This window comes from Kitasatospora sp. NPDC056327 (assembly GCF_042261735.1).
Taxonomy (GTDB): domain Bacteria; phylum Actinomycetota; class Actinomycetes; order Streptomycetales; family Streptomycetaceae; genus Kitasatospora.
In genome coordinates, this window is sequence record NZ_JBHJRC010000001.1 from 78,886 (window position 1) to 98,517 (window position 19,632).

The following is a 19,632-nucleotide window of genomic DNA, read 5'->3' on the forward strand; positions in this document are numbered from 1 at the left end:
GGCGCCGGGCCCGTGCCGTCAGCCGGTGCCCGCCAGGGCGGCGCGGACGCTGGAACGCATCGTGAAGAGCTCGTCGGTGCCCGTCGCGTTCAGCAGCCGGCGGGCCTGTGGGGGGACCGCGGCCAGCGCCAGCCCGGTCCCGGCGGCCTCGGCGGCGAGGCGCACCCGCAGCAGCTCGTTGAGACAGGTGGAGTCGCAGAACAGCAGGCGGGACAGATCGATGACCAGCAGGGGCGGTTTCTCGGCCAGCGCCCGATCGAGGGCGTCGTGCAAGTAGTCGCGCTGGTCGTAGTCCACAGTGCCGTCCAGGTGCACGACCTCGGCCCCGTCGGGGAGGTGGGCGGTGGTGACCCGCAACAGCGGAGTGCGCGCAGCGGCGGCGCGCAGGGGATGCCGGGCGGACATGAGCGGGCCTCCTTCGGCGGGGGAAGCTGTCCGCGTTCGAGCCTGCCACCGTGCGCCACTGCCGCGGCCAGCGCGCGCCGTGCCGCCGGGACCGGCCGCTCAACCCGGGCCCGGCGACATCTACGCGTCTGACCTGGACCGCCGCCGTCCATTCGTGCCCTCGGTCGCCGGCCGCACCCGGGCACCCGCGCTCGGCGGCGCCTCGGTAAGCGTCGTCCGGCCCCCGGTCGGTGCATGGACCGGGGGGCCGGTCCGCGCACCGACCGGGGGCCGACAGGTGCCGGTCCAACGAGCGGACACCGGCTTCGTCACAGGCGCGTTGCCCGCGGCCCACGCCAGAGCCGAGGGGCGAACAGCCCTCCATCCGCGCTCCCGTGCCCGTTCCCCGCTCCGCGAAGAGCCGGCCCGGCGTCGGTACGTGTGTGGCGGCGGACCGGCCCGGCCTGGCGCGCCCTTACTCGCAGGCGACGCCGTCGTCGTCGCGGTCGAGTGCGGCCCGGTATCCCGGCTCTCCTCGGTGCAGCGGGGCCACACCGGCGGCGCGGGCAGCGTCGCAGGCCTTGTAGTAGGCGGCGCCGGCCGGCGCGCTGGTGGGCTTCGCCGCGACGGCGGGCTCGGACGGGACAGGCGCGGGCTTCGCAGACGCGGCTGGGGCCGCAGGCTGGGCGGGCACGGGCGGCGCGGCCGACTGGGCAGGGGGCACGGCGGGCGTCTCCGGCGCCGCCGACACGTCGGCGGGCGCGGGAGCGGACGGTGCCACCGCCGAAGGCGTGCCCGCGGGAACCTCCGGGACGGCCGGAGGCGTGGCGGCGGGCGTCGGCGTCACGCTCGCGGTGGCTGAGTGCTGCGGGCGCGGGCTCGTGTCGGAGGTGTCCTTGGCCGCTTCCGTGCCGCTGCACGCGCCCACGATCGCGAGCAGCACGAAGCCGGCGCAGCCCAGTCCGGCGCAGCTCTTCACCTTGGTCATCGGATGTCGGTCCTGCTTCCAGCTCGTCCGTATGGCCGGCCGGGGCGATGGGGTCACGGAGTTTCACGGGGCGCGCCGCCGGGGCGGCGCGCGGACGAACCCTACCAGCGGAAAGTCCACGGTCCATCTCATGCTATTTTCTGTCTTTTTCGTTCACTCGCACGGGGCATGCGATGTTCGAATTGACGAGGGTAGGCTTCCCGTGGTTCTGCAATTGCAGTTTCAATTGCAGAACTCGGTGCGGCCTGCATCTTCGTGCGGGTCGGCGCCGGATCCGGCGCATCGGGAAAAGCGGAAGGCGGAACCTTGATGAGCGATTTCTGGAACGGCATGCCGGCGCAGGCGATCGGCGGCGTGGCGTGGGTGAAGTCGGAGGCCAGCAACACGACCGGGCAGTGTGTCGAGGCCGCCGCGCTGCCGGGTGGCGAGGTGGCGGTCCGCAACAGTCGGCACCCGCAGGGCCCGGCGCTCGTCTTCTCCCCAGGCGAGATGCGGGCTTTCCTGGACGGCGCGCGAAACGGTGAATTCGATCACCTGATCTACGCCTGACCTGTTCGGGCGATAATTCGATAGGCGACACGCGAGGGCGCGCGCCCTTACTCTATGGAAGACTGGTAAACGTCTTCCCATTAAGGAGGGGGCGCGTGCCTTTCGCATGCGACGATTCAGATGGCCATGTGTACGCGTTTCCGCGGCCGGCCGCCGATCCCGCCCGGAACCCGACCGCGGCGATGATGCTGGTCGGGGTCCAGCTGAAGACCCTGCGGGGGAGCCTGACGCTCGCGGCGGCCGCCCGCAAGGCGGGCTTCTCGGCGGCCAAGCTCAGCCGCCTGGAGAACGGACTGCAGGCGCCCAAGCCCGCCGACATCGCCAAGCTCCTGCGCGCCTACCGGGCCGGCCGCGAGGTGGCCGCCGCGATCGGCGAGCTGGTGGAGTACGCGCGGGCCGCGCGCTCGCACTGGCTGTACGCCTTCCGGGACCTGGTGGACGGCGACGTGCACCGCCTGATCGCCCTGGAGACCGCCGCGGCGCTGCTGGTCACCTACGAGGCCAAGATCGTGCCGGGCCTGATCCAGACCCCGGCCTACTACCGGGCGCTGTTCGAGGCCGAGCTGCGGCCCCGGCAGGCGGACGAGCTGGCGCGGCGCATCGCGCTGCGCGAGCGCCGCCAGGAGCTGTTCTTCGAGAACCCCGCCCGCTGCGTCTTCTACCTGGAGGAGTCCAGCCTCTACCGGCAGGTCGGCTCGCCGCGTGTGATGGTCGAGCAGCTTCAGCGGCTGTACGCGCTGACGTGCCGCAAGGGCTTCGGCATCCGCGTCATCGGCATGGACCACCTGTTCGCGAGTTCGATCTGCTCGCTGACGCATCTCGACTTCGGCAGCAGCGACCTGCGGGAGCTGATCTACAACGAGACGCTCACCGGCGGCGAGTACTTCACCCACGGCCCCGACGAGCCGCCGGCCAGGGGCCAGCGGCTCAAGCTGTCCGAGATGGAGCAGTACAAGGAGCAGCTGCTGCGGCTGATGCAGATCAGCGCCGGCCGCTTGGACAGCCGCTCGCGGATCCTCAGAGCCTTGCAGCACTGGCAGCGGCGGCTGTGAGGCGCGCCGTCGGCTACGCGTTGCCGGGCGCCGCGGGGACGAGGGCCAGGCCGCCGTACTCGGTCCACTCCTGGGTGCGCTGGCGCGGCAGGACCTCGTTGTCGGGCCGCCACAGGCTCACGTCGCCGAGTCCCGGCGGCTGCACGTCCAGACCCTCGAAGTAGGCATCGACCTCGCGCGCGGTGCGCACCCGGCCCCACTGTCCGTGGGTCTGCTCGTCCATGAGGGCGGTGACCTTGCGCCGGACCTCCGGGTCGTCGCTGACCAGCTGGCAGACCACCACCACGCTGCCCGGCACCAGGCGCCGGAGCGTCTCGCGGACCATCGCGGCGGCCTTCTCGTCGTCCACGCAGTGCAGGACGGAGACGAACAGCGCCGCCACCGGGCGTTTCAAGTCGATCAGCTCCCGCAGCCGGCGGTCGGCGAGAAGCTTGTCGGTGTCGGCCATGTCGGCGTCGATCACCGCGACGTTCTCGTTCTCGTCCAGCAGCGCCCGGGCGTGGGTGAGCACCACCGGGTCGTTGTCGACATAGGCGACCCGGCAACGGTCGTTGACGCGCTGCGCGACCTGGTGGACGTTGTCCTGGGTGGGCAGGCCCGAGCCGTGGTCGATGATCTGGTCGATGCCGTACTCGGCGACGATCGTGCGCACGACGCGCCGCAGGAACGCGCGGTTGTTCACCGCCAGCTCCCGCGAGTTCGGCGCGGTCACCAGCAGCTCCTCGACGGCGAGCCGGTCGCTGGCGAAGTTGCTGTTGCCGCCCAGCAGGAAGTCGTACATCCTCGCCGCGCTGGGAACCGTCACGTCGATCGGCCTCTGCGCTGGTGCGGAATCGCTCACGGTGCCCTCCGTGTCCGACAACCCCGGCTCTCCCCAGGGCAGATGATCGCCTCATGGTAGAGGGGCAGCACGAAGCGCACCACGACGCCGAGAAGCCCGTCACCCCACAGGGTGACGAAAGATCCGACGTGGCGCTCGGGTGGCGAACGCCGTGGCGGACGATGGTCGGTTGCCCGCCCGCCACGGCGTACGGCTCAGCGGTCCTGGATCGTGATCTCCTTCGGGTCGGCGACGGCCAGCCTGCGGCGGGCCATCAGCAGGTCAGCGGCCGTCTCAGCCGTCTCCCGGCCCGTCAGCTGCGCGCTCTGCGCCACCGACAGGCCAAGGCGGTGCAGCAGTTCCACGTCCGCCAGGCCGGCCGGCAGAAGCTGGTTCAGCCGGTCGGCGGCGGGATCGGGAGTGTGGAGGCAGGCCACGCTCACGACCTCCCGCAGGATGCGCCAGGCGCACGCCACGGGGCGCCGCTGCAGCAGCACGCCACCCCACTGCCCGGCGGTGCGCTGAAGAGCGAGCCGGACCGCGGCCTCGCTCAGGCCCGGATCGCCCAGGCGCGCGAGCGCGTACAGGTCGTAGCCGGGCTTCTGCATGAGGACGAAGGCGCTGAAGCCACTCAGGTAAGGCTGGGCCGCCGACGCGGCCCGGTCGCTCTCCGCAGCCACGGGCCTCCTTCGAACGGGTGCGGTCGCCTCGGACGGTACGGCCACGCAGACGGCGACCGCCCCTCGCGCGCCGCCCGACCGCCCGCCGCTCAGTTCCCGCTCCGGCGCGAGCGCCGGCGCCCGAGCACCGGCACCAGCCGCGGCAGGACGTTCAGCACCGCCTCAACGGCCCGTGCACGGTCCGCGTCCATCGGAAGCACCGACACCAGGAGCAGCGGCAGAGTCGTCAACACGGCGACCCAGGAGCCGGTCTCGCGCGTGACAACATCGGGCCTCCGCTTCCGGGAGCCTCCGGCACTGCTAGCTTGGGCCTTCCCCGCCGAGCTTCGGGCGCGCGGGGGAGAGGGCCGAGAGCGCATGTTCATACATGTTCCTCGTGGAGCCCTGGACGCTCCGGGCAGTACACCACTACTGCCCGGGGCAACTCCTCGACGAGGAGCCGTTGCTCACGGTAGCCGCCCTGCGGCGCTCCACCGGCCCCCAAGCAGCCCGATGCAAATCCATTTTTCCGACGACCCTTTGGTCTACGACATACCGCTCAGAAGCTGTCCCGGATCACTCTCGCAGTGACGGAACCGGTCCTTCCCGGACAGCTTTGCAGCTTTGTGCGCGGCAATGGGCTCTCCGGCAGGCCAGACGCCTCCGACGGTCGACACCGGGCGCCCGGTGGTCCTCGCGGTCGGCCCCACGATCCGTCCGGGGGTCCGTCCAGGCGCCCGCCGGAACTGACGGCTGATACACGCCTGGGGCCCGCCGCTGCGTTCCCCCAGGCAGGGATAGCGCTACGTCGCCCCCACACCCGATCCGTGACGGACATAACGTCTGGTCAGGGCTCCCAGTCATCTGACGAGCCCTGCCCATGGAGAGCGGTCAGAACCGGTGGTCGAACACTACGGTCACTGGTGCGTGGTCGCTCCAGCGTTCGGCGTGGGATGCGGCGCGTTCGACGTAGGCCTCGATGGCCTTGTCGGCCAGGTCTTTTGTACAAACACTTAGGTCTACTCTCCAGCCGGAGTCGTTGTCGAAGGCGCGGCCGCGGTAGGACCACCAGGAGTAGGGGCCGGTGCGGTCGGGGTGGAGGCGGCGGACGACGTCGACGTAGCCGGCCTCGTCGTAGACGCGGGAGAGCCAGGCGCGTTCCTCGGGGAGGAAGCCGGCGGACTTCTGGTTGGCCTTCCAGTTCTTGAGGTCCTCGGGGCGGTGGGCGATGTTCCAGTCGCCGCAGACCACGACCTCGCGGCCGTCGGCGGCGGCGCGGGTGCGGAGGGTGCCGAGGTGGACGAGGAATTCCGCCATGAAGCGTTCCTTCTCGTCCTGGCGGTCGGTGCCGACCTCGCCGGAGGGGAGGTAGAGGCTGGCCACGGTCAGGCCGGGCAGGTCGATTTCCGCATACCTGCCCGAATTGTCGAATTCCTCCGAACCGAAACCGACGGTGGTGCGGCTCGGTTCCCGGCGGGAGAGGACGGCGACGCCGGCCCGGCCCTTGGTGGCGGCCGGGGCCCACACGGCGTGCCAGCCGTCCAGGTCGCGCAGCTCGACGGGCAGCTGCCCGGGCTCGGAGCGCACCTCCTGCAGGCAGATCACGTCCGCCTCGGTGGCGGCCAGCCACTCGACGAATCCCTTCTTGGCCGCCGCCCGGATTCCGTTCACGTTCACACTTGTCACCACGATCACCCGGGCAGCCTACCCATTGCCGGACGGGGGGCCGTGCGAAGGCGTGCGGACCCGCACCGGGGTGCGTCCGCTTGAGTGATTGACGTGAACGTGCCATGAAACTCCGGGGCAGTCCGGCCGTGACGCGCCATTGGTCTTGACCATCTCCCGATTCAGCCCCTAGGGTCACTTACTGCAAGGACCTTTAATAAAGAAGGACGGAAAAAGCCCGCTCTCCCACCTGCCGCAACAGCGGGCAGCGGGCCGGCTCCGCCCTCTTTCGGCAGGGCGAGCGAACACCAGGGTGGAGGACACGGTGGGTACGACAGGACAGCTCACGGCGGTACCGGAACCGAAGTACTGGCACCTGCGCACGGTGCTGCTCCGCGCGATCGACACGGAGTTCTCCACCGGCCAGATCCTGCCGAATGAGCGCGATCTCGCCGGCCGCTTCGGTGTCGCCCGGGCCACCCTGCGGCAGGCGCTCGACCAGCTGGAGCTGGAGGGCCGCCTGGTCCGCCGGCGCGGCATCGGCACCCTGATCGCCGCCCCCCGGGTCGGCGTCCCGGTGAACCGGCAGGAGGAGGGCTGGCCCGGCGCCGCCCGCAGCCAGGCCTGGCGCACCGTCGACTGCACCACCGCCCCGGCCGCCCGGCGCCTCGCCGCGGCCCTCGGGGTCGCCGAGGGCGCGCCCGTGCACACCGTCCGCCGGGTGCGGCTGGTCAAGGGGCAGACCGTGGCCACCGAGTCGCTGCACGTTCCCGCCGCCGCACTGCCGCACCTGCCGGGCTTCCGCGCCGAGAGCGACCGCGCCCGTTCGGTGCTGCGCCAGCTGGAGCGACTGGAGGTCGACGGCGAGTCCCGCTCGGTCGAGCTGGGCGTCGCCGAGGCCGACGAGGCCGCCCTGCTGGAGCGCCCGCCCGGCTCGCCCGTCCTGGTGATGACCACTCAGTACGCCGCCACCGGACGGCTCGTCGCGCTCGCCGTCTCCACCTACCGGGCGGACACCTGCAAGCTGACCTTCGGCGAGACCGGCCTCGTCGAGGTCACCCCCGTCGGCGCCACCCCCGTGGGTGCCGCCGCCTCCTGAACCATCTCCGTAAAACCCTCAGGCCCAGGTCCGAGCGCCCTCCGGGGCGCCCGGGCCTGGGCCGTTCTCCGCGCCCGTACCCCGGCTGCCCGCCGCGGGGGGAGTCGTGCACCCCCCGGCGGCGGGCCCCGCCGTGCCTCAGACCCGCAGCGCGGCCGGATCGGCCGCCGGAGGATTGACGGCGAAGAGCTGCTCCTCGACCTGGTCGAGGGCGACCCGCAGGGCGCCCATCGCCACGACCTCGGAGCCCAGCGCGGCCAGGGCCACCTCGGGCGCGCGCAGGGTGAACTCCGCGAGGCGCTCGCGCAGCGGGTCGAGCACGCCGTCCAGGCCGGCGGCCCAGCCGCCGACGACGACCAGCTGCGGGTCGATGGCCAGGACGAGCGCGGCCACGCTCTGCACCAGGCGGGTCAGGAAGCGGTCCATGGCGACCTTCGCCACCTCGTCGCCCTCGCGGGCCAGCCGCAGCACCCGGGCGACCGCCGCCTCGTCCAGCGGGTTGAGCGGCTTGCCCGTGGTGGAGAGCAGCCGCTCCGGCGTCACCTCCTGGCCGAGCAGGTGCAGCGCGCCGATCTCGCCCGCCGCGCCGCCGAAACCCCGGTGCAGCCGGCCGTTGATGAGGGAACCGGCGCCCGGACTGAGGCCCGCCATGACGAACACGACGTCGTCGGCGCCGACCGCCGCCCCCTGCCAGTGCTCGGCGATCGCCGCGAGGTTGGCGTCGTTCTCGATCATCACCGGGCAGCGGAACGACCGCCGCAGCCGGGCCCCGAGGTCCAGACCGGTCCACCCCGGCATCGCGGTGCCCAGCTGCACCGTGCCGTCCCGGTCGACGATGCCCGGCGTGCCGACGCCCACCGCCCACAGGTTGTCCCGGGAGACGCCCGCCTTGCGCAGCACCTCGGCGATCACCGAGCGCACGGTGCTGAGACGCTCCTCGGCGTCCAGGCTCTCCTCGACCGGGCGGAAGTGGCTGCCCACCAGCTCACCGGCCAGGTCCGCCAGGATGATCCGGATGTCGTGCACCCCGATCTCGATGCCCAGGATGTGCCCCGCCTCGGCCCGGAACCGGAACCACCGGGCCGGCCGGCCGCGCCGGCCGCCGCCGGACTGGCCGCCCGCCTGCGGCTGCTCGACCTCGGCGACCAGGCCGGTCTCCACCAGCCCCTCGATCACGCCCTCGACCGTGGGCCGGGAGAGTCCGGTGTCACCGACCAGCTGGGTCAGGGTCACCGCATGGCCCTCCCGCAGTGCCCGCAGGGTGACCGCGGCGTTGATCCGCCGCAGGAGTGAGGAGTCGCCACCGGTGAGTCTGTCCGCCAAGACGCTGCCCTTCGCCGTTCCGCGCGACTGCCCTGGCGCGCGTGCCGTGTGCGCGGACACCGCCGGACGGCGCCACCGGACAAGTCGTGCCGGAGGCCGCCCCCCGGGTGGCCCGCGGGAGTCCGCCGCCCGGCGGATCCGGCACGACGGTGCTGCGCCGCCTGCGCCGGGCCGGGTGGCCTGAGCCGGATGCTACCGGGGCCCCGCCCCGCCCGGCGAGCATCTTCCCAGCTCACCCAGGCTTCGGTATCGAAATGGTACGCATCGGGTGGCGGTGCGTGATCCGGCCTCCGCCGTCCCGTCCCGGAGGCCCCGCGACTGCCGCGCCGGCGCAGGTCCGCGGCCCTTTTCCGGCGCGCCGGACCGTCCGGGGGCGCACCGGCGGCCCGGCGCGCGGACCTGCGGAAGGAGCCCTGGACGGAGCTGCGGAGGGAACCGGAGCGGCCGGCGGACGGTCCGTCAGAGCGGCCCCGTCGGGCGTGGCTTCGCCCGCGCCGGCGCACGGCGCGGCGCACCCGCTCAGGGGCCCTATGCTGCTGCGCATGCTGAGCGAGACACACCCGGTCCGCACGGGGGCTGCCATGTCGTCGGACCGGGACTTCGTACGGGCCCGGACCCGGATCGCGCCGGTGCCCTTCGTGCCCGAGGTGCGGCTGCACATGGCCGAGGACGCGATCGCGCTGTGGGAGACCACCGAGTCCGCGCGGGGCGAGCGCGGACTGCCGCCGCCGTTCTGGGCGTTCGCCTGGGCGGGCGGCGTCGGGGTGGCCCGCTACGTGCTGGACCGTCCGGAACTGGTCGCCGGCCGCACGGTCCTGGACCTCGCGGCGGGCTCGGGTCTGGTGGGCATCGCGGCGGCGCTGCGCGGCGCCCGCACGGTGCGGGCCGCCGAGATCGACGCCTACGCGGTCGCCGCCATCGGCGTCAACGCGGCGGCGAACGGCGTCGAGGTGACCGCGGCCGTCGAGGACCTGCTGGACGGCGACGGCGCACCGGCGGAGGTCGTGCTGGCGGGGGACGTCTTCTACGAGCGGACGATGGCGGCCCGGTTCCTGCCGTTCCTCCAGCGGGCCCGGGCCCGCGGCGCGGTGGTGATCGTCGGCGACCCGGGCCGGGCCTACCTGCCGCGCGAGCGGTTCACCGCGCTCGCGGCGTACGAGGTCCCGGTGATCGCGGACCTGGAGGACGCGGCGCTGAAGACGACGACGGTGTGGGAGCTGGCGGAGGGTCCGTCCGGCCGCTGAAAATCCCTGCGGGCCGGACGAAGGCCCTGGTAGACACTCGGCCGTGAGCGACTTCTTCGGCCTGCGCGCAGCCGTCCCCGACGAGATACCCGCCGTGCTCGCCCTCTGGGCCCGCGCCGCCAGGGGCACCAGCATCACCGACGACGCCGGGGGCGTGGCGGCGCTGCTCGCCCGCGACCCGGACTGCCTGCTGGTGGCCGTGCGGTCGGACGACCCGTCGGTGCTGCTCGGCACGGTCATCGCGGGCTGGGACGGCTGGCGCTGCCACCTCTACCGGCTCGCCGTCGATCCCGGGCACCGGCGGCGGGGCATCGGCGCGGCGCTGCTGGCGGCCGCGGAGCGGCGGTTCGCCGAGCTCGGCGGCCGGCGGGCGGACGCGATGGTCCTGGACGACAACCTGCTGGGCCACCGGACGTGGCAGGCGGCGGGGTACGGTCCCCAGCCGCAGTGGACCCGCTGGGCGAAGCCGCTGACGGCGGGCTGATCCGTTCGGGTGGCGCGCGTTCCGCCGGTGTGGCGCCGGGGGTGGCGGGCGGCGCGGGCGGGAGGCTGGTCGCTCCGGAACGGACGGGCGGTCGGGAGGGCGTGTGGGCGGTCGTGCGGGTGGACGGGCCGGTGGTCCCGCGGGTCGTGCGGGTGGCCGTGCGGGCTCCGCGGGCGGGGGCAGTGACGCGGGCGTGCTGGGCACCGCGCTGGGCGTGGTGCTGGCCTTCTCGCTCGCCGAGGGCTCCTGGGAGTGGTTCTCCGCCTACCTCGGGCTGACGCTCCTGACGGTGGTGCTGGCCTTCGGCCGGGTGCCGGTGCCGGTACCGACGCCGGGTCCGATGCCGGGGCCGGGCCCGGGGCGGGAGCGCGCCGGCCGCCCGGCCGCCGACCACCGGGGCGTGGCGGCGTACGCGCTGGTCGTCGGCCTGTGCGTGGCGCTCGCGGTGGCCCCCGCGCTGCAGCGCTGGGACTGGCTGTTCCCGATGCCGGGCACCCGTGCCGGATGCGTGCAGTCGGGCCGCTACGAGAGCCTGCGCACGCAGGCCGCGCTGGGGGACCTCGCCGGGAGCGACCCCGTGGCGCTGGCACACGTGCAGGAGCAGCAGAGCCGGGTGGCGGTGGACGACTGTCTGGCGGCGACCACGACGCGCTGGCTGCCGGCCTACGCGCTGGGCACGGCGCTGCTGGTGGGCGGGGCGCTGTGGCTGCGCGGCCGACGGCCGGGCGGCGCGGGCGGCGCGGGTACCTGATGCCGGTGCCCGGTGCCCGGTGCTCGGTGCCGCCCGGCCCGGCAGCCGGGACCGCTCAGCCGGAGACGCCCGGCTGCGGACGGACGGTGAGGATCTGTTCGGCCTGGCCGACCGGCCCGTCCACGTCGTGGAGCACACTGCTGGTGAGCCCCTGGCCCGTCGGCCCGAAGGTGACCGTGGTGTCCAGCCCGGTCCAGCGGCCGCGCGGCCGGCGGTGCAGGTGGATCGTCAGGTCGAGGTTGGGGAACATCCACTCGGCGGGGTCCTGCTGCACGGCGATGCCGTTCGCGGTGTCCACCAGGGCGACGAAGGAGGCGAGGTCGCCGATCGGCTCGCCGGCCACCAGCTCCACCGGCGAGGAGAGCCACGCCGCCGTGCGTCCCCGGCGGACCGGCGGCACGCGGCGCACGTCGACCGAGGCGACGTAACCGCCGTTCCAGGACTCCGACATCGCCCAGGACGGCAGCGTCCCGGGCGCCGGCAGCGGCTCCCGCGGACTGTCGGCCACCGCCGAGGTGTCCAGGGTGGTCAGCAGCCAGGCCCGGGCCCGGACGACGGCGCGCCCGCCGATCACCACGGTCGCCTCCAGCAGCTCGATGGTGCGGCCCGGCCGGACGGTCTCCACGGTGATCGCGCACTCGTCGAGCGCGAGCCGGCCGAGGATGTCGAAGCTGATCCGGGACAGCGTCAGCCCGCCCGGACGCCCCGCGAGGAAGCCGTCGATCGCGTGCACCACCAGACCGGCCAGCGGGCTGAAGTGCTGCTCGTCGGGGCTCCACGCGCCACCCGCGTGCGCGGTGGGTTTGAACGTGTGCGCGCCCGTCCGCTCGTAGTAGCTCTCGCGCGCGGCATCGCTGGTGGTCACGGGATCCGTCTCCTCGAACAGGGCGGTGCGACGCACCGGAGCGGGTACGTCGATCACGAATCGTAGGCGGCGGTGCCGGGGCGGGTCGCCGTGATCTGTCGCACACCGGGACGATCCCGGCCGAACGGGGCCGCCGACCCTGTCGGCTCCTTCACGGACTTCACCGGCGCGGTGCACCACGGCATCCGCACCGGCACGCGGCACGCCGCCCGGGCCCGGATCGGAGGTGCGGTGACGGTCAGGCCGTCGGGTAGCCGATCTCCGCGATGTCGTCGGCGAGGCCGTCCGTGCCGGGTTCGCCGCGCAGCGCCGCCACGACGGCCGCGGTGAGCGGGCGCAGGGCGAGGACGTGGGCGATCGCCGCGAGGTCGAGGCCCTGTTCGGCCTCGTGGTACTCCTCGGCCCAGTCGCGGTAGGCCTGCGCCGGATCCTCGGCGGCGAGCAGCCCGAACAGCTCCGCGCCGCCGGTGGGGGCGGCCGACGGGGCCCGCCAGGCGTCGTCCTCGCGCTCGCGCCAGAAGCAGACGGTGGCGAGCGGTACGCCGTCCTCCTCGCCGAACGCCGGTTCCCGGACGCAGGAGGCGAAGGCCTCCGGCACCTCGGGGAGCAGCCGTGCACCGGCGTTGGGCGCGGTGTGGTCGAAGCCGCGGGCGTACACGCCGGCCGGGGAGAAGACCAGGTACCAGTCGTCGCCCTCCCCGTCGCGCATGGACGCCGTCTCCTCGCCGTCGCCCCAGTGGGAGTCGAAGGAGTAGTAGCGGTCCACCCAGTCGGGGGCGAGGATCGCGTCGAGCATGGCGATGCCCCGGCAGCGGTCGCGCAGCGTGCCGGGCTCGGGCAGGCGGGCGAGGAGTCCGTGCAGGTCGGAGGCGTGGTGCGAGTCGTGCATGCCGGTAGTGAAGCACGGGCCACCGACGAACGGTGACGGCGGGACGGGCGGGGGGTGCGGGGCGCGGGCCGTGCGGGGCGTCAGAGACGCACCGGGACCCCGGGGGGAGCCGGGTGCCCGCTACGGCCGCAGCGAGATCCGCAGGTGCTGGCCCCGGTGGTCGGACATCCCGAGGTCGTCGACGAACGTGTAGCGCTCCACCGCGATCCGGCGGTCGGCGAACGCCCAGTCGAGGCGCCACCAGTCGGTGCCGAGGATGCCGCCCCAGCTGCCGGGATAGAGCTCACCGCTCGCCGAGCGGGCGTCGGCGTAGCGGGACCGCAGCCGGTCGAGGTCGCCCATCGCGGGGCTGGTGTTGAAGTCCCCGGCGATCAGCAGCGGTTGCGGGTTGGCGGCGGTGTCCCGTTCCAGGGCCGTGAACTGCTCGCGGCGGGCCGTGTCGGCCTCCCGCACCACCCGGTAGAAGCCGCTGCCGAACGGTGACCGCTCGGTGTCCACCTGGACGGGGATGTGCACGTTGTAGAAGGAGACCGTGCGCCCGTGCAGGTCGAGGTCGGTGCGCAGCACCTTCCGCCGGTCGAACACCTCCGCCCACGGGGCGTCCGCCGCCGGCGCGGCGCCGACCGGGGGTGCGGCGAGCACGGGGAAGCGGGAGAGGGTGACCAGTTCGCCGGCCACCACCACCTCGTGGTCGGGGAACTCGCGGCGGATCCGGTCGAGTCCGTCGATCTCGGTGTGCGTGCCGCCCGCCCACGCCATGTACTCCTGCAGCAGGTAGACGTCGGCGTCGCGGTCCCGCAGGAAGCGGTAGAAGGTGTCCGGGTCGTCCGTGGTGTCCCAGTACTCGGTGTTCCAGGAGAAGACGGTCAGCGCCGGGCCGGCCGGCGAGGCCGCGGAACCCGGCACCAGGGCCGACCAGTTGAGTCCGGCGCGGGGCAGGCCGGCGACCAGCAGCGCCAGCACGGCGGGCAGCAGCCACCGCCGCACGGAGCGGCCCGGGACCGTCCGGGCCAGCGCGAGCAGCGTGACCGGTACGGCGAGGAACAGCAGGGGCGGCGCCAGCGTGGGTATCAGCCAGAACCACCAGCGGCCGTTCGCCACGAGGTCCAGCACCAGGAACACCGCCCACAGCGCGGCGGCGCCGACCGTCAGCCACTGGGCGGGGGCACGCCGAAATCGGGGCGGGACGGTGTCCGGATCCATGGCGCGGAGCGTAGCAGGCGGCCGGAAGAAGCGATTCCGCTGCCCGGTTCCCGGGGCCGTCCTGCCTGCCCGGCGCCGCTCCGGCGGTCCGTCGGGGCACCTCGCGTCCGGGGCACCTCGCGTCCCGGCACCTCACTCGGAGGGTGCCGCACGGACGGCGCCGCCCGAGGGCTGCCGCGCAGGGGCCGCCGCTCCGCGGTTGCTGCCCGGCGGTTGCTGCCCGCCGGGTGCCGCTCAGGGCGTGCGGCTCAGGGCGTGCCGCTCAGGGCGTGTTGCTCAGGGCGTAGGTCCGGAAGGTGGCCAGCAGTGGCAGGACGTCGGTCTTGCTCGGTTCCTCGGTGACCGCCCGCATGGCGTCGATCACCGCGTGCGCGATCACCTTCACCACGGCGAGGTCGTCCCCGGCGGTGCCGCCCCACGCCCGCAGGGTCCGGGTGAGCAGTGCGCTCATCCGGGCGCCGATGTTGGAGCTGACGGCGTCGGTGAGTTCGGCCAGTTCCTCGTCGCTCATGCTGGACCGCAGTCCGAAGGCCAGCGCCATCAGGGTGTCCACGGCGTGCTCGCCGTACCGGGCGACCAGTTCCGCGAGCGGCCGCTCGGCCGGCCCCCGCGCGGCCAGCGCGGCCAGGGCCTCGTCGTCGTCCTTCCATGCCGCTTCGAGCGCGGCGAGGGCCCGCAGGGCCTCGTCCACCATCAGGCCATCCGTCATGCGGAGAACCGTATTGAGGCCGGTCGCAGGAGGGTGGCGCTCCGGCCGGTAACTCACCCGTTCGAGCGAAATCCGCCGGTTTCCGCCGCGCGGACGCGGGTGGTCCTGTCCACCCGGCGCCCGCTGCGGCGAGGCACCGTTCTAGCCCTCGTCGGCGTGCGCTCCGCCGTGCTCCGCGGTGAAGGCTGCCGTGAACGCGGCGGCGTCCCAGTGGCCGTGGAGCTCGGGGGCCAGGGCGGCGACGGCGAGGGCGGGGAAGTCCCCGGCCAGGCCCGCGCGTTCGGGCAGGGCGCCGAGCAGCGGGGCGCCCGCCGCGCGCGGGAGGTCGGTGAGGTTGCAGCGGTCGGCGAGGCCGGGGGAGCGGGGCCAGGCGCCCACCACGACGCCGAGCAGCGGCAGGCCGCGCGCGCTCAGTGCCTCGGCGGTCAGCGCCGTGGTGCTGAGCGTGCCGAGCCCGGCCGCCGCCACCAGCAACACCTCGGCAGGCCGGCCGAGTTCACGCACCGCGCGGGCCTGGTCGGCCAGTGTGCGGCCCTGCTCGTCGTAGCGGACCAGCAGGCCGCCCGCGCCCTCGACCAGCACCAGGTCGTGCCGTCCGGCCAAGGCGGCCACTTCCTTCGCCACGTCCTCCGCGGCCAGGCAGGGCAGCCCGGCGCGGCGTGCGGCGGTGTCCGGCGCCAGCGGCTCGGGGTAGCGGGCGAGTTCGCGCAGCGTCAGCGTGCCGGGGCCGCCGGCCGCCGGGCCGGCCAGCCGGGCGACCTCCTCGGCGTCGCCGGGCTCGCCGGGCGCGACGCCGGTCTGTCCGGGCTTGAGCACCGCGACCCGCAGCCCGGCGCGCAGCGCGCTCGCGGCGACGGCCGCGGTCGCGACCGTCTTGCCGACCTCGGTCCCGGTCCCCGTCACGAAGACGACCCGCCCGCCGCCCTCCCGTCGGGTCGGGTCCGTCGGGCCCGTCGGGTCCGTGCGCTCCGCCGGGTTCGCCGCGCTCATCCGGCCACCGCCGCCGCCGTCACGGCCGCGGCGATCCGTGCCACGTCCTCGTCGCCGGTCACGTACGGCGGCATCGTGTACACGAGGTCCCGGAACGGCCGCAGCCAGACGCCCTCCCGTGCGGCGGCCGCGGTCGCCGCGGCCATGTCCACCGGACGGTCGAGCTGGACGACGCCGATCGCGCCCCGCACCCGCACGTCCTTGACGCCGGGCAGCCCGGCCGCGTCCGCCAGGCCCGCCTCCAGCCCGGCCCCGATCCGCTTCACCTCGCGCTCCCAGTCCTGTTCGAGCAGCAGAGCGATCGAGGCACCGGCGACCGCCGCCGCCAGCGGGTTGCCCATGAACGTCGGCCCGTGCGCCAGGACGGGCATCTCGCCGCGGCTGATGCCGTCCGCGACCTCGGCCGTGCACAGCGTCGCCGCCAGGGTGAGGTAGCCGCCGGTCAGCGCCTTGCCCAGGCACATCACGTCCGGGGAGACACCCGCGTGGTCGGCGGCGAACAGCGCGCCGCTGCGGCCGAAGCCGGTGGCGATCTCGTCGAAGACGAGCAGCACCCCGTGCCGGTCGCACAGCTCGCGCAGCATCCGCAGGTAGGCGGGGGAGTGGAAGCGCATCCCGCCCGCGCCCTGCACCACCGGCTCCACGATCACCGCGGCCAGTTCGTCCGCGTGACGCCCCATCAACTCGTCGAAGGCGCGGGCGTACTCCTCGTCGAGCGGGGCGCCGAACCCGGCCGGCGGCTCGGGCGCGAACAGCTGCCCGGGCAGCACCCCGCCCCACAGGTGGTGCATGCCGCCCTCCGGGTCGCAGACCGACATCGGGTGGAAGGTGTCCCCGTGGTAGCCGCCGCGCCAGGTCAGCAGCCGCCGCTTGGCCGGCCGGCCGGTCGACTGCCAGTACTGCAGGCACATCTTGATCGCGACCTCGACCGACACCGAGCCGGAGTCGGCGAGGAACACGTGCCGCAGCGGCTCCGGGGTGATCTCCACCAGGGTGGCGGCGAGCCGGACGGCGGGCTCGTGGGTGAGCCCGCCGAACATCACGTGGCTCATCCGCCCCAGCTGCCCGCGCACCGCCTCGTCCAGCACCGGGTGCCCGTAACCGTGGATCGCCGCCCACCACGACGACATGCCGTCGACGAGCTCGCGGTGCCCGCCGGGGGCCGGCTCGGCCAGGCGCAGCCGCACGCCGGAGGCGGACTCCACCACGTACGGGGTGACGGTGCCGGGCATCGGCCCGTAGGGGTGCCAGACGTGTGCCCGGTCGAGTGCGAGCAGGGCGTCCGTGGACAACTGGGTCATGGGGAAGGGTCTTTCCGGGGGTGTTCGGCGGCGGGCTCGGGCGTGGGCCCGGTGACGGGCGCCCGGCCTCAGGCGTTGGGCGCCAGCTCGGTTCCGGCACCGCGGCGGCGCACCCGGACCAGGTCGGTGCGCACCTCGTCGCCGCCGCCGGCGGTCACCGGGGCCCCGACGGCCGGGGTCCCGGCCGCCGCGTCCTCGACGGCGCCGTGGTCGTGGCCGCCGCACGGACCGCAGCCGCCACCCGTCCCGCAGCCGCCGGCCGCACCGGCCGCCGCACCCGCCGCGGCCGTCCCGCAGCCGCCGCCGGAGCCCGCCGTCACGGCCGCCGCGATGTCCGCACGGTGCCGGGGCAGGGTGCCCTCGCCCATGCCCTCGACCTCGAATCCGGCGTCGCGGATCATGTCGAGGTCGGCCTGCCCGGCCTGGCCCTCGCTGGTCAGGTAGTCGCCCAGGAAGATGGAGTTGGCCACGTGCAGCCCCAGCGGCTGCAGGCTGCGCAGGTGCACCTCGCGCCCGCCGGCGATCCGCACCTCGGTGTCCGGGTTGACGAACCGCACCATCGCCAGGATCCGCAGGCAGCGCTGCGGGGTGAGGTTCCACTCCTTGGCCAGCGGGGTGCCCTCGAACGGGATCAGGAAGTTCACCGGCACCGAGTCCGACCCCAGCTCGCGCAGCGCGAGGACCACGTCCACCAGGTCCCCGTCGCTCTCGCCCATGCCCGCGATCAGGCCCGAGCAGGCCGACAGGCCCGCGCCGTGGGCCTTCTGCACGGTGTCCACCCGGTCCGCGTAGGTGTGGGTGGTGGCGATGTCGCCGTAGGTGCCCTCGGAGGTGTTGAGGTTGTGGTTGTAGGCGTCGACGCCGGCCGCCTTCAGCCGCTCCGCCTGGTTGTCGGAGAGCAGGCCCAGACAGGCGCACACCTCCACCGCCGGGTCGGCCTCCCTGATGGCCGCGACGGTGTCGGTCACCCGGTCGATGTCGCGGTCCGTCGGACCGCGCCCGCTCGCCACCAGGCAGACCCGCTTGGCGCCGCCCGACACACCGGCCTTCGCCGCCTCCGCGGCCTCGCCCGGCTTGAGCCACGTGTACTTCAGGATCTCGGCCTTGGACCCCAGGCGCTGCGAACAGTACGAGCAGTCCTCCGGGCAGAGCCCGCTCTTCAGGTTCACCAGGTAGTTGAGCTTCACCCGGCGGCCGAACCACCGCCGGCGCACCCGCCCGGCGGCCGCGACCACGTCGAGCAGCTCGTCGTCGGTGGTGGCGAGAACGGCGAGCGCCTCCTCGCGGGTGGGGGTCTCCCCACGCAGGCCCTTGGCGGTGAGGGTATCGAGCAGATCCATGGGGCTGATCCTGCCTGCTGCGCCGCGACGGACGCCAGAGGAAACCCACCAAGAAGATACCGGCGAAGCTGTGCGAGTTGTCACAGTGTCGCAGCTCACGGTAGTGGTGCAGGTCACGTCGGTCGGCGGGCCCCCGGACGCCGCCGCCGGGCGGTCCCCGGGAGCGGCCGCGCCGCCGTCCGCGGGACCTCCGCCCCCGTGATCTTCACCACCCGTGAGCTGCATACAATCTGCCGCATGACCACGCAGGGGGAGCGCGCCCCGTCACCGGCCGGGCCACCGGCAGACCAGACGTCCCAGCAGCGGCCGGCCGGGTCGTACCGGGCCAGACGCGTGACCAACCGACGGGTCGTCGGCTGGGTCGCGGTGGCCGGTGTGGTGGCGGCGGGCGGTTGGATCGTCACCCGCCCCACGCCCGGCGACTACATACCCGGACTGGGCCCCTCCAGCAGGGAGGCGTCCAAGACCCCGCCCATCGTGGGCGACCCGCCGCCGCGCGCCCTCGCCGACCCCGAGGCCCTCGACGTCGACGCGCACTTCCCCGCCCAGCGGGTCGTCGAGTCCGGCGGCTACAAGGGCAAGCGCTCCGGTGTGCGGCGCGGCGACAACTGCACCGAGGTGCTCCAGGACCGCACCCTGGACCTGCTGCGCGAGGCCGGCTGCAAGGGCTACCTGGCCGTCAGCTTCACCGCCCAGGAGAAGCCGGTGCTCAGCAGCGCCACCGTGCTGCGCTTCACCGACGCCTCGGCCGCCGCCAGGGCGGCCGAGGCGCTGCGCGGCAAGCCCGGTTCGGTGGCGTTCATCCTGCCGGACGCCTCCACCGCCCCCGTCCTGCCGACCGCCGTGGCCCGGCCCGCGACCGAGCCGCACGTCGAACTCGTCGGCCACTACGTGACGGTGACCAGCTCGCGGCCCGCCGACGCGCACCTGCCGGCCGGCGCCTCGCCGACCCCGACGGCCGGCCCGTCCGGCTCCGCGGGCCCGACGGCGACCCCGGGTGCCACCGGGCCGGCGGCGGGCCCGCAGCCGGGGCCCTCGGCGACCGTCGCCAACATCGACCAGCTGCTGGACGAGGCGACCCGGGCGGTCTCCTACACCGCGGGCGCGCCGTTCGTCTGGATGTGACGGCCCCGGGGCCGTGCCACGGACCGCCACGGGGGCGGGACGCGTCCACCGCGTCCCGCCCCCGCTGTCGTGCCCGCCCGGCCGCTGTCGTCCCGCCCGGCCGCGGCCGGGCGCCGGGCGGGGGGCCCCCCGCGGCCCAACCCCCGCCCCGCGCGAGAGCCCGCACCGCGGCCCGCCCCGGATTCCCCACCC

21 protein-coding genes are annotated in these 19,632 nt (G+C 74.4%); 7 read left to right on the forward strand and 14 right to left on the reverse strand.

What is annotated here, in order from left to right:
• Positions 1-18: 18 nt before the first annotated feature.
• The gene (locus ACFCX4_RS00300; RefSeq protein WP_376137536.1) at positions 19-405 is read right to left on the reverse strand and encodes an STAS domain-containing protein; all 387 of its coding nucleotides are present in this window, start codon (positions 403-405) and stop codon (positions 19-21) included.
• Positions 406-859: 454 nt separating this feature from the next.
• The gene (locus ACFCX4_RS00305) at positions 860-1,372 is read right to left on the reverse strand and encodes an excalibur calcium-binding domain-containing protein (protein ID WP_376137538.1); all 513 of its coding nucleotides are present in this window, start codon (positions 1,370-1,372) and stop codon (positions 860-862) included.
• A gap of 309 nt (positions 1,373-1,681) precedes the next feature.
• Between ACFCX4_RS00305 and ACFCX4_RS00310 the strand changes: the two genes are divergently transcribed.
• A complete protein-coding gene (locus ACFCX4_RS00310; protein WP_376137540.1) occupies positions 1,682-1,921 on the forward strand; it encodes a DUF397 domain-containing protein in 240 nt (79 codons plus the stop codon).
• Positions 1,922-2,049: 128 nt separating this feature from the next.
• Positions 2,050-2,973: a helix-turn-helix domain-containing protein gene (locus ACFCX4_RS00315; RefSeq protein WP_376137542.1), complete on the forward strand. Its 924-nt coding sequence runs from the start codon at positions 2,050-2,052 to the stop codon at positions 2,971-2,973.
• Between the two features lie 13 nt (positions 2,974-2,986).
• Here ACFCX4_RS00315 and ACFCX4_RS00320 read toward each other — a convergent pair whose 3' ends face one another.
• The 4 genes from ACFCX4_RS00320 to ACFCX4_RS00335 all read right to left on the reverse strand — a co-directional run bounded on the left by ACFCX4_RS00320 (position 2,987) and on the right by ACFCX4_RS00335 (position 6,147).
• Positions 2,987-3,814, reverse strand: a complete 828-nt coding sequence (locus tag ACFCX4_RS00320; RefSeq protein WP_376137544.1) for an SAM-dependent methyltransferase — start codon at positions 3,812-3,814, stop codon at positions 2,987-2,989.
• Positions 3,815-4,008: 194 nt separating this feature from the next.
• Positions 4,009-4,473, reverse strand: a complete 465-nt coding sequence (locus tag ACFCX4_RS00325) for a hypothetical protein (protein ID WP_376137546.1) — start codon at positions 4,471-4,473, stop codon at positions 4,009-4,011.
• Between the two features lie 89 nt (positions 4,474-4,562).
• Positions 4,563-4,703 (reverse strand): hypothetical protein, encoded by a 141-nt coding sequence (locus ACFCX4_RS00330; RefSeq protein WP_376137548.1) that lies wholly within the window; start codon positions 4,701-4,703, stop codon positions 4,563-4,565.
• Between the two features lie 640 nt (positions 4,704-5,343).
• On the reverse strand, positions 5,344-6,147 hold the full coding sequence (locus ACFCX4_RS00335) for an exodeoxyribonuclease III (RefSeq protein ID WP_376137550.1): 804 nt from the start codon (positions 6,145-6,147) through the stop codon (positions 5,344-5,346).
• A gap of 295 nt (positions 6,148-6,442) precedes the next feature.
• On the opposite strand from ACFCX4_RS00335, the gene ACFCX4_RS00340 reads away from it, so the two are divergent.
• The gene (locus ACFCX4_RS00340) at positions 6,443-7,216 is read left to right on the forward strand and encodes a GntR family transcriptional regulator (protein WP_376137552.1); all 774 of its coding nucleotides are present in this window, start codon (positions 6,443-6,445) and stop codon (positions 7,214-7,216) included.
• Between the two features lie 138 nt (positions 7,217-7,354).
• Here ACFCX4_RS00340 and ACFCX4_RS00345 read toward each other — a convergent pair whose 3' ends face one another.
• Entirely contained in the window at positions 7,355-8,539 is a 1,185-nt protein-coding gene (locus tag ACFCX4_RS00345; protein WP_376137554.1) for an ROK family protein, read from the reverse strand.
• A 542-nt stretch (positions 8,540-9,081) separates the two neighbouring features.
• Between ACFCX4_RS00345 and ACFCX4_RS00350 the strand changes: the two genes are divergently transcribed.
• From ACFCX4_RS00350 to ACFCX4_RS00360, 3 genes are all read left to right on the forward strand, one after another.
• Positions 9,082-9,783, forward strand: coding sequence for a methyltransferase (locus ACFCX4_RS00350; RefSeq protein ID WP_376137556.1), 702 nt, complete (start codon positions 9,082-9,084; stop codon positions 9,781-9,783).
• 43 nt (positions 9,784-9,826) lie between these two features.
• Positions 9,827-10,267: a GNAT family N-acetyltransferase gene (locus tag ACFCX4_RS00355; RefSeq protein WP_376137558.1), complete on the forward strand. Its 441-nt coding sequence runs from the start codon at positions 9,827-9,829 to the stop codon at positions 10,265-10,267.
• A 193-nt stretch (positions 10,268-10,460) separates the two neighbouring features.
• Positions 10,461-11,018, forward strand: coding sequence for a hypothetical protein (locus ACFCX4_RS00360; protein WP_376137560.1), 558 nt, complete (start codon positions 10,461-10,463; stop codon positions 11,016-11,018).
• A 55-nt stretch (positions 11,019-11,073) separates the two neighbouring features.
• Here ACFCX4_RS00360 and ACFCX4_RS00365 read toward each other — a convergent pair whose 3' ends face one another.
• The 7 genes from ACFCX4_RS00365 to bioB form a co-directional block, all read right to left on the reverse strand.
• Positions 11,074-11,883, reverse strand: coding sequence for a thioesterase family protein (locus ACFCX4_RS00365; RefSeq protein ID WP_376137562.1), 810 nt, complete (start codon positions 11,881-11,883; stop codon positions 11,074-11,076).
• A gap of 238 nt (positions 11,884-12,121) precedes the next feature.
• Positions 12,122-12,772, reverse strand: coding sequence for a hypothetical protein (locus ACFCX4_RS00370; protein WP_376137564.1), 651 nt, complete (start codon positions 12,770-12,772; stop codon positions 12,122-12,124).
• Positions 12,773-12,892: 120 nt separating this feature from the next.
• Positions 12,893-13,975: an endonuclease/exonuclease/phosphatase family protein gene (locus tag ACFCX4_RS00375; protein WP_376137566.1), complete on the reverse strand. Its 1,083-nt coding sequence runs from the start codon at positions 13,973-13,975 to the stop codon at positions 12,893-12,895.
• A 262-nt stretch (positions 13,976-14,237) separates the two neighbouring features.
• On the reverse strand, positions 14,238-14,684 hold the full coding sequence (locus ACFCX4_RS00380) for a hypothetical protein (protein WP_376137568.1): 447 nt from the start codon (positions 14,682-14,684) through the stop codon (positions 14,238-14,240).
• 141 nt (positions 14,685-14,825) lie between these two features.
• Complete coding sequence (gene bioD, locus ACFCX4_RS00385) at positions 14,826-15,674, reverse strand: dethiobiotin synthase (RefSeq protein WP_376137570.1); 849 nt, start codon at positions 15,672-15,674, stop codon at positions 14,826-14,828.
• Complete coding sequence (locus ACFCX4_RS00390) at positions 15,671-16,975, reverse strand: adenosylmethionine--8-amino-7-oxononanoate transaminase (protein WP_376137572.1); 1,305 nt, start codon at positions 16,973-16,975, stop codon at positions 15,671-15,673. The genes bioD and ACFCX4_RS00390 overlap by 4 nt, the downstream gene beginning before the upstream one ends.
• Positions 16,976-17,043: 68 nt before the next feature.
• Positions 17,044-18,315, reverse strand: a complete 1,272-nt coding sequence (bioB, locus tag ACFCX4_RS00395) for a biotin synthase BioB (RefSeq protein ID WP_376137574.1) — start codon at positions 18,313-18,315, stop codon at positions 17,044-17,046.
• Between the two features lie 237 nt (positions 18,316-18,552).
• Here bioB and ACFCX4_RS00400 point away from each other — a divergent pair, with 237 nt between their 5' ends.
• Positions 18,553-19,440, forward strand: coding sequence for a hypothetical protein (locus ACFCX4_RS00400; RefSeq protein WP_376137576.1), 888 nt, complete (start codon positions 18,553-18,555; stop codon positions 19,438-19,440).
• The last annotated feature ends 192 nt before the right edge of the window (positions 19,441-19,632 follow it).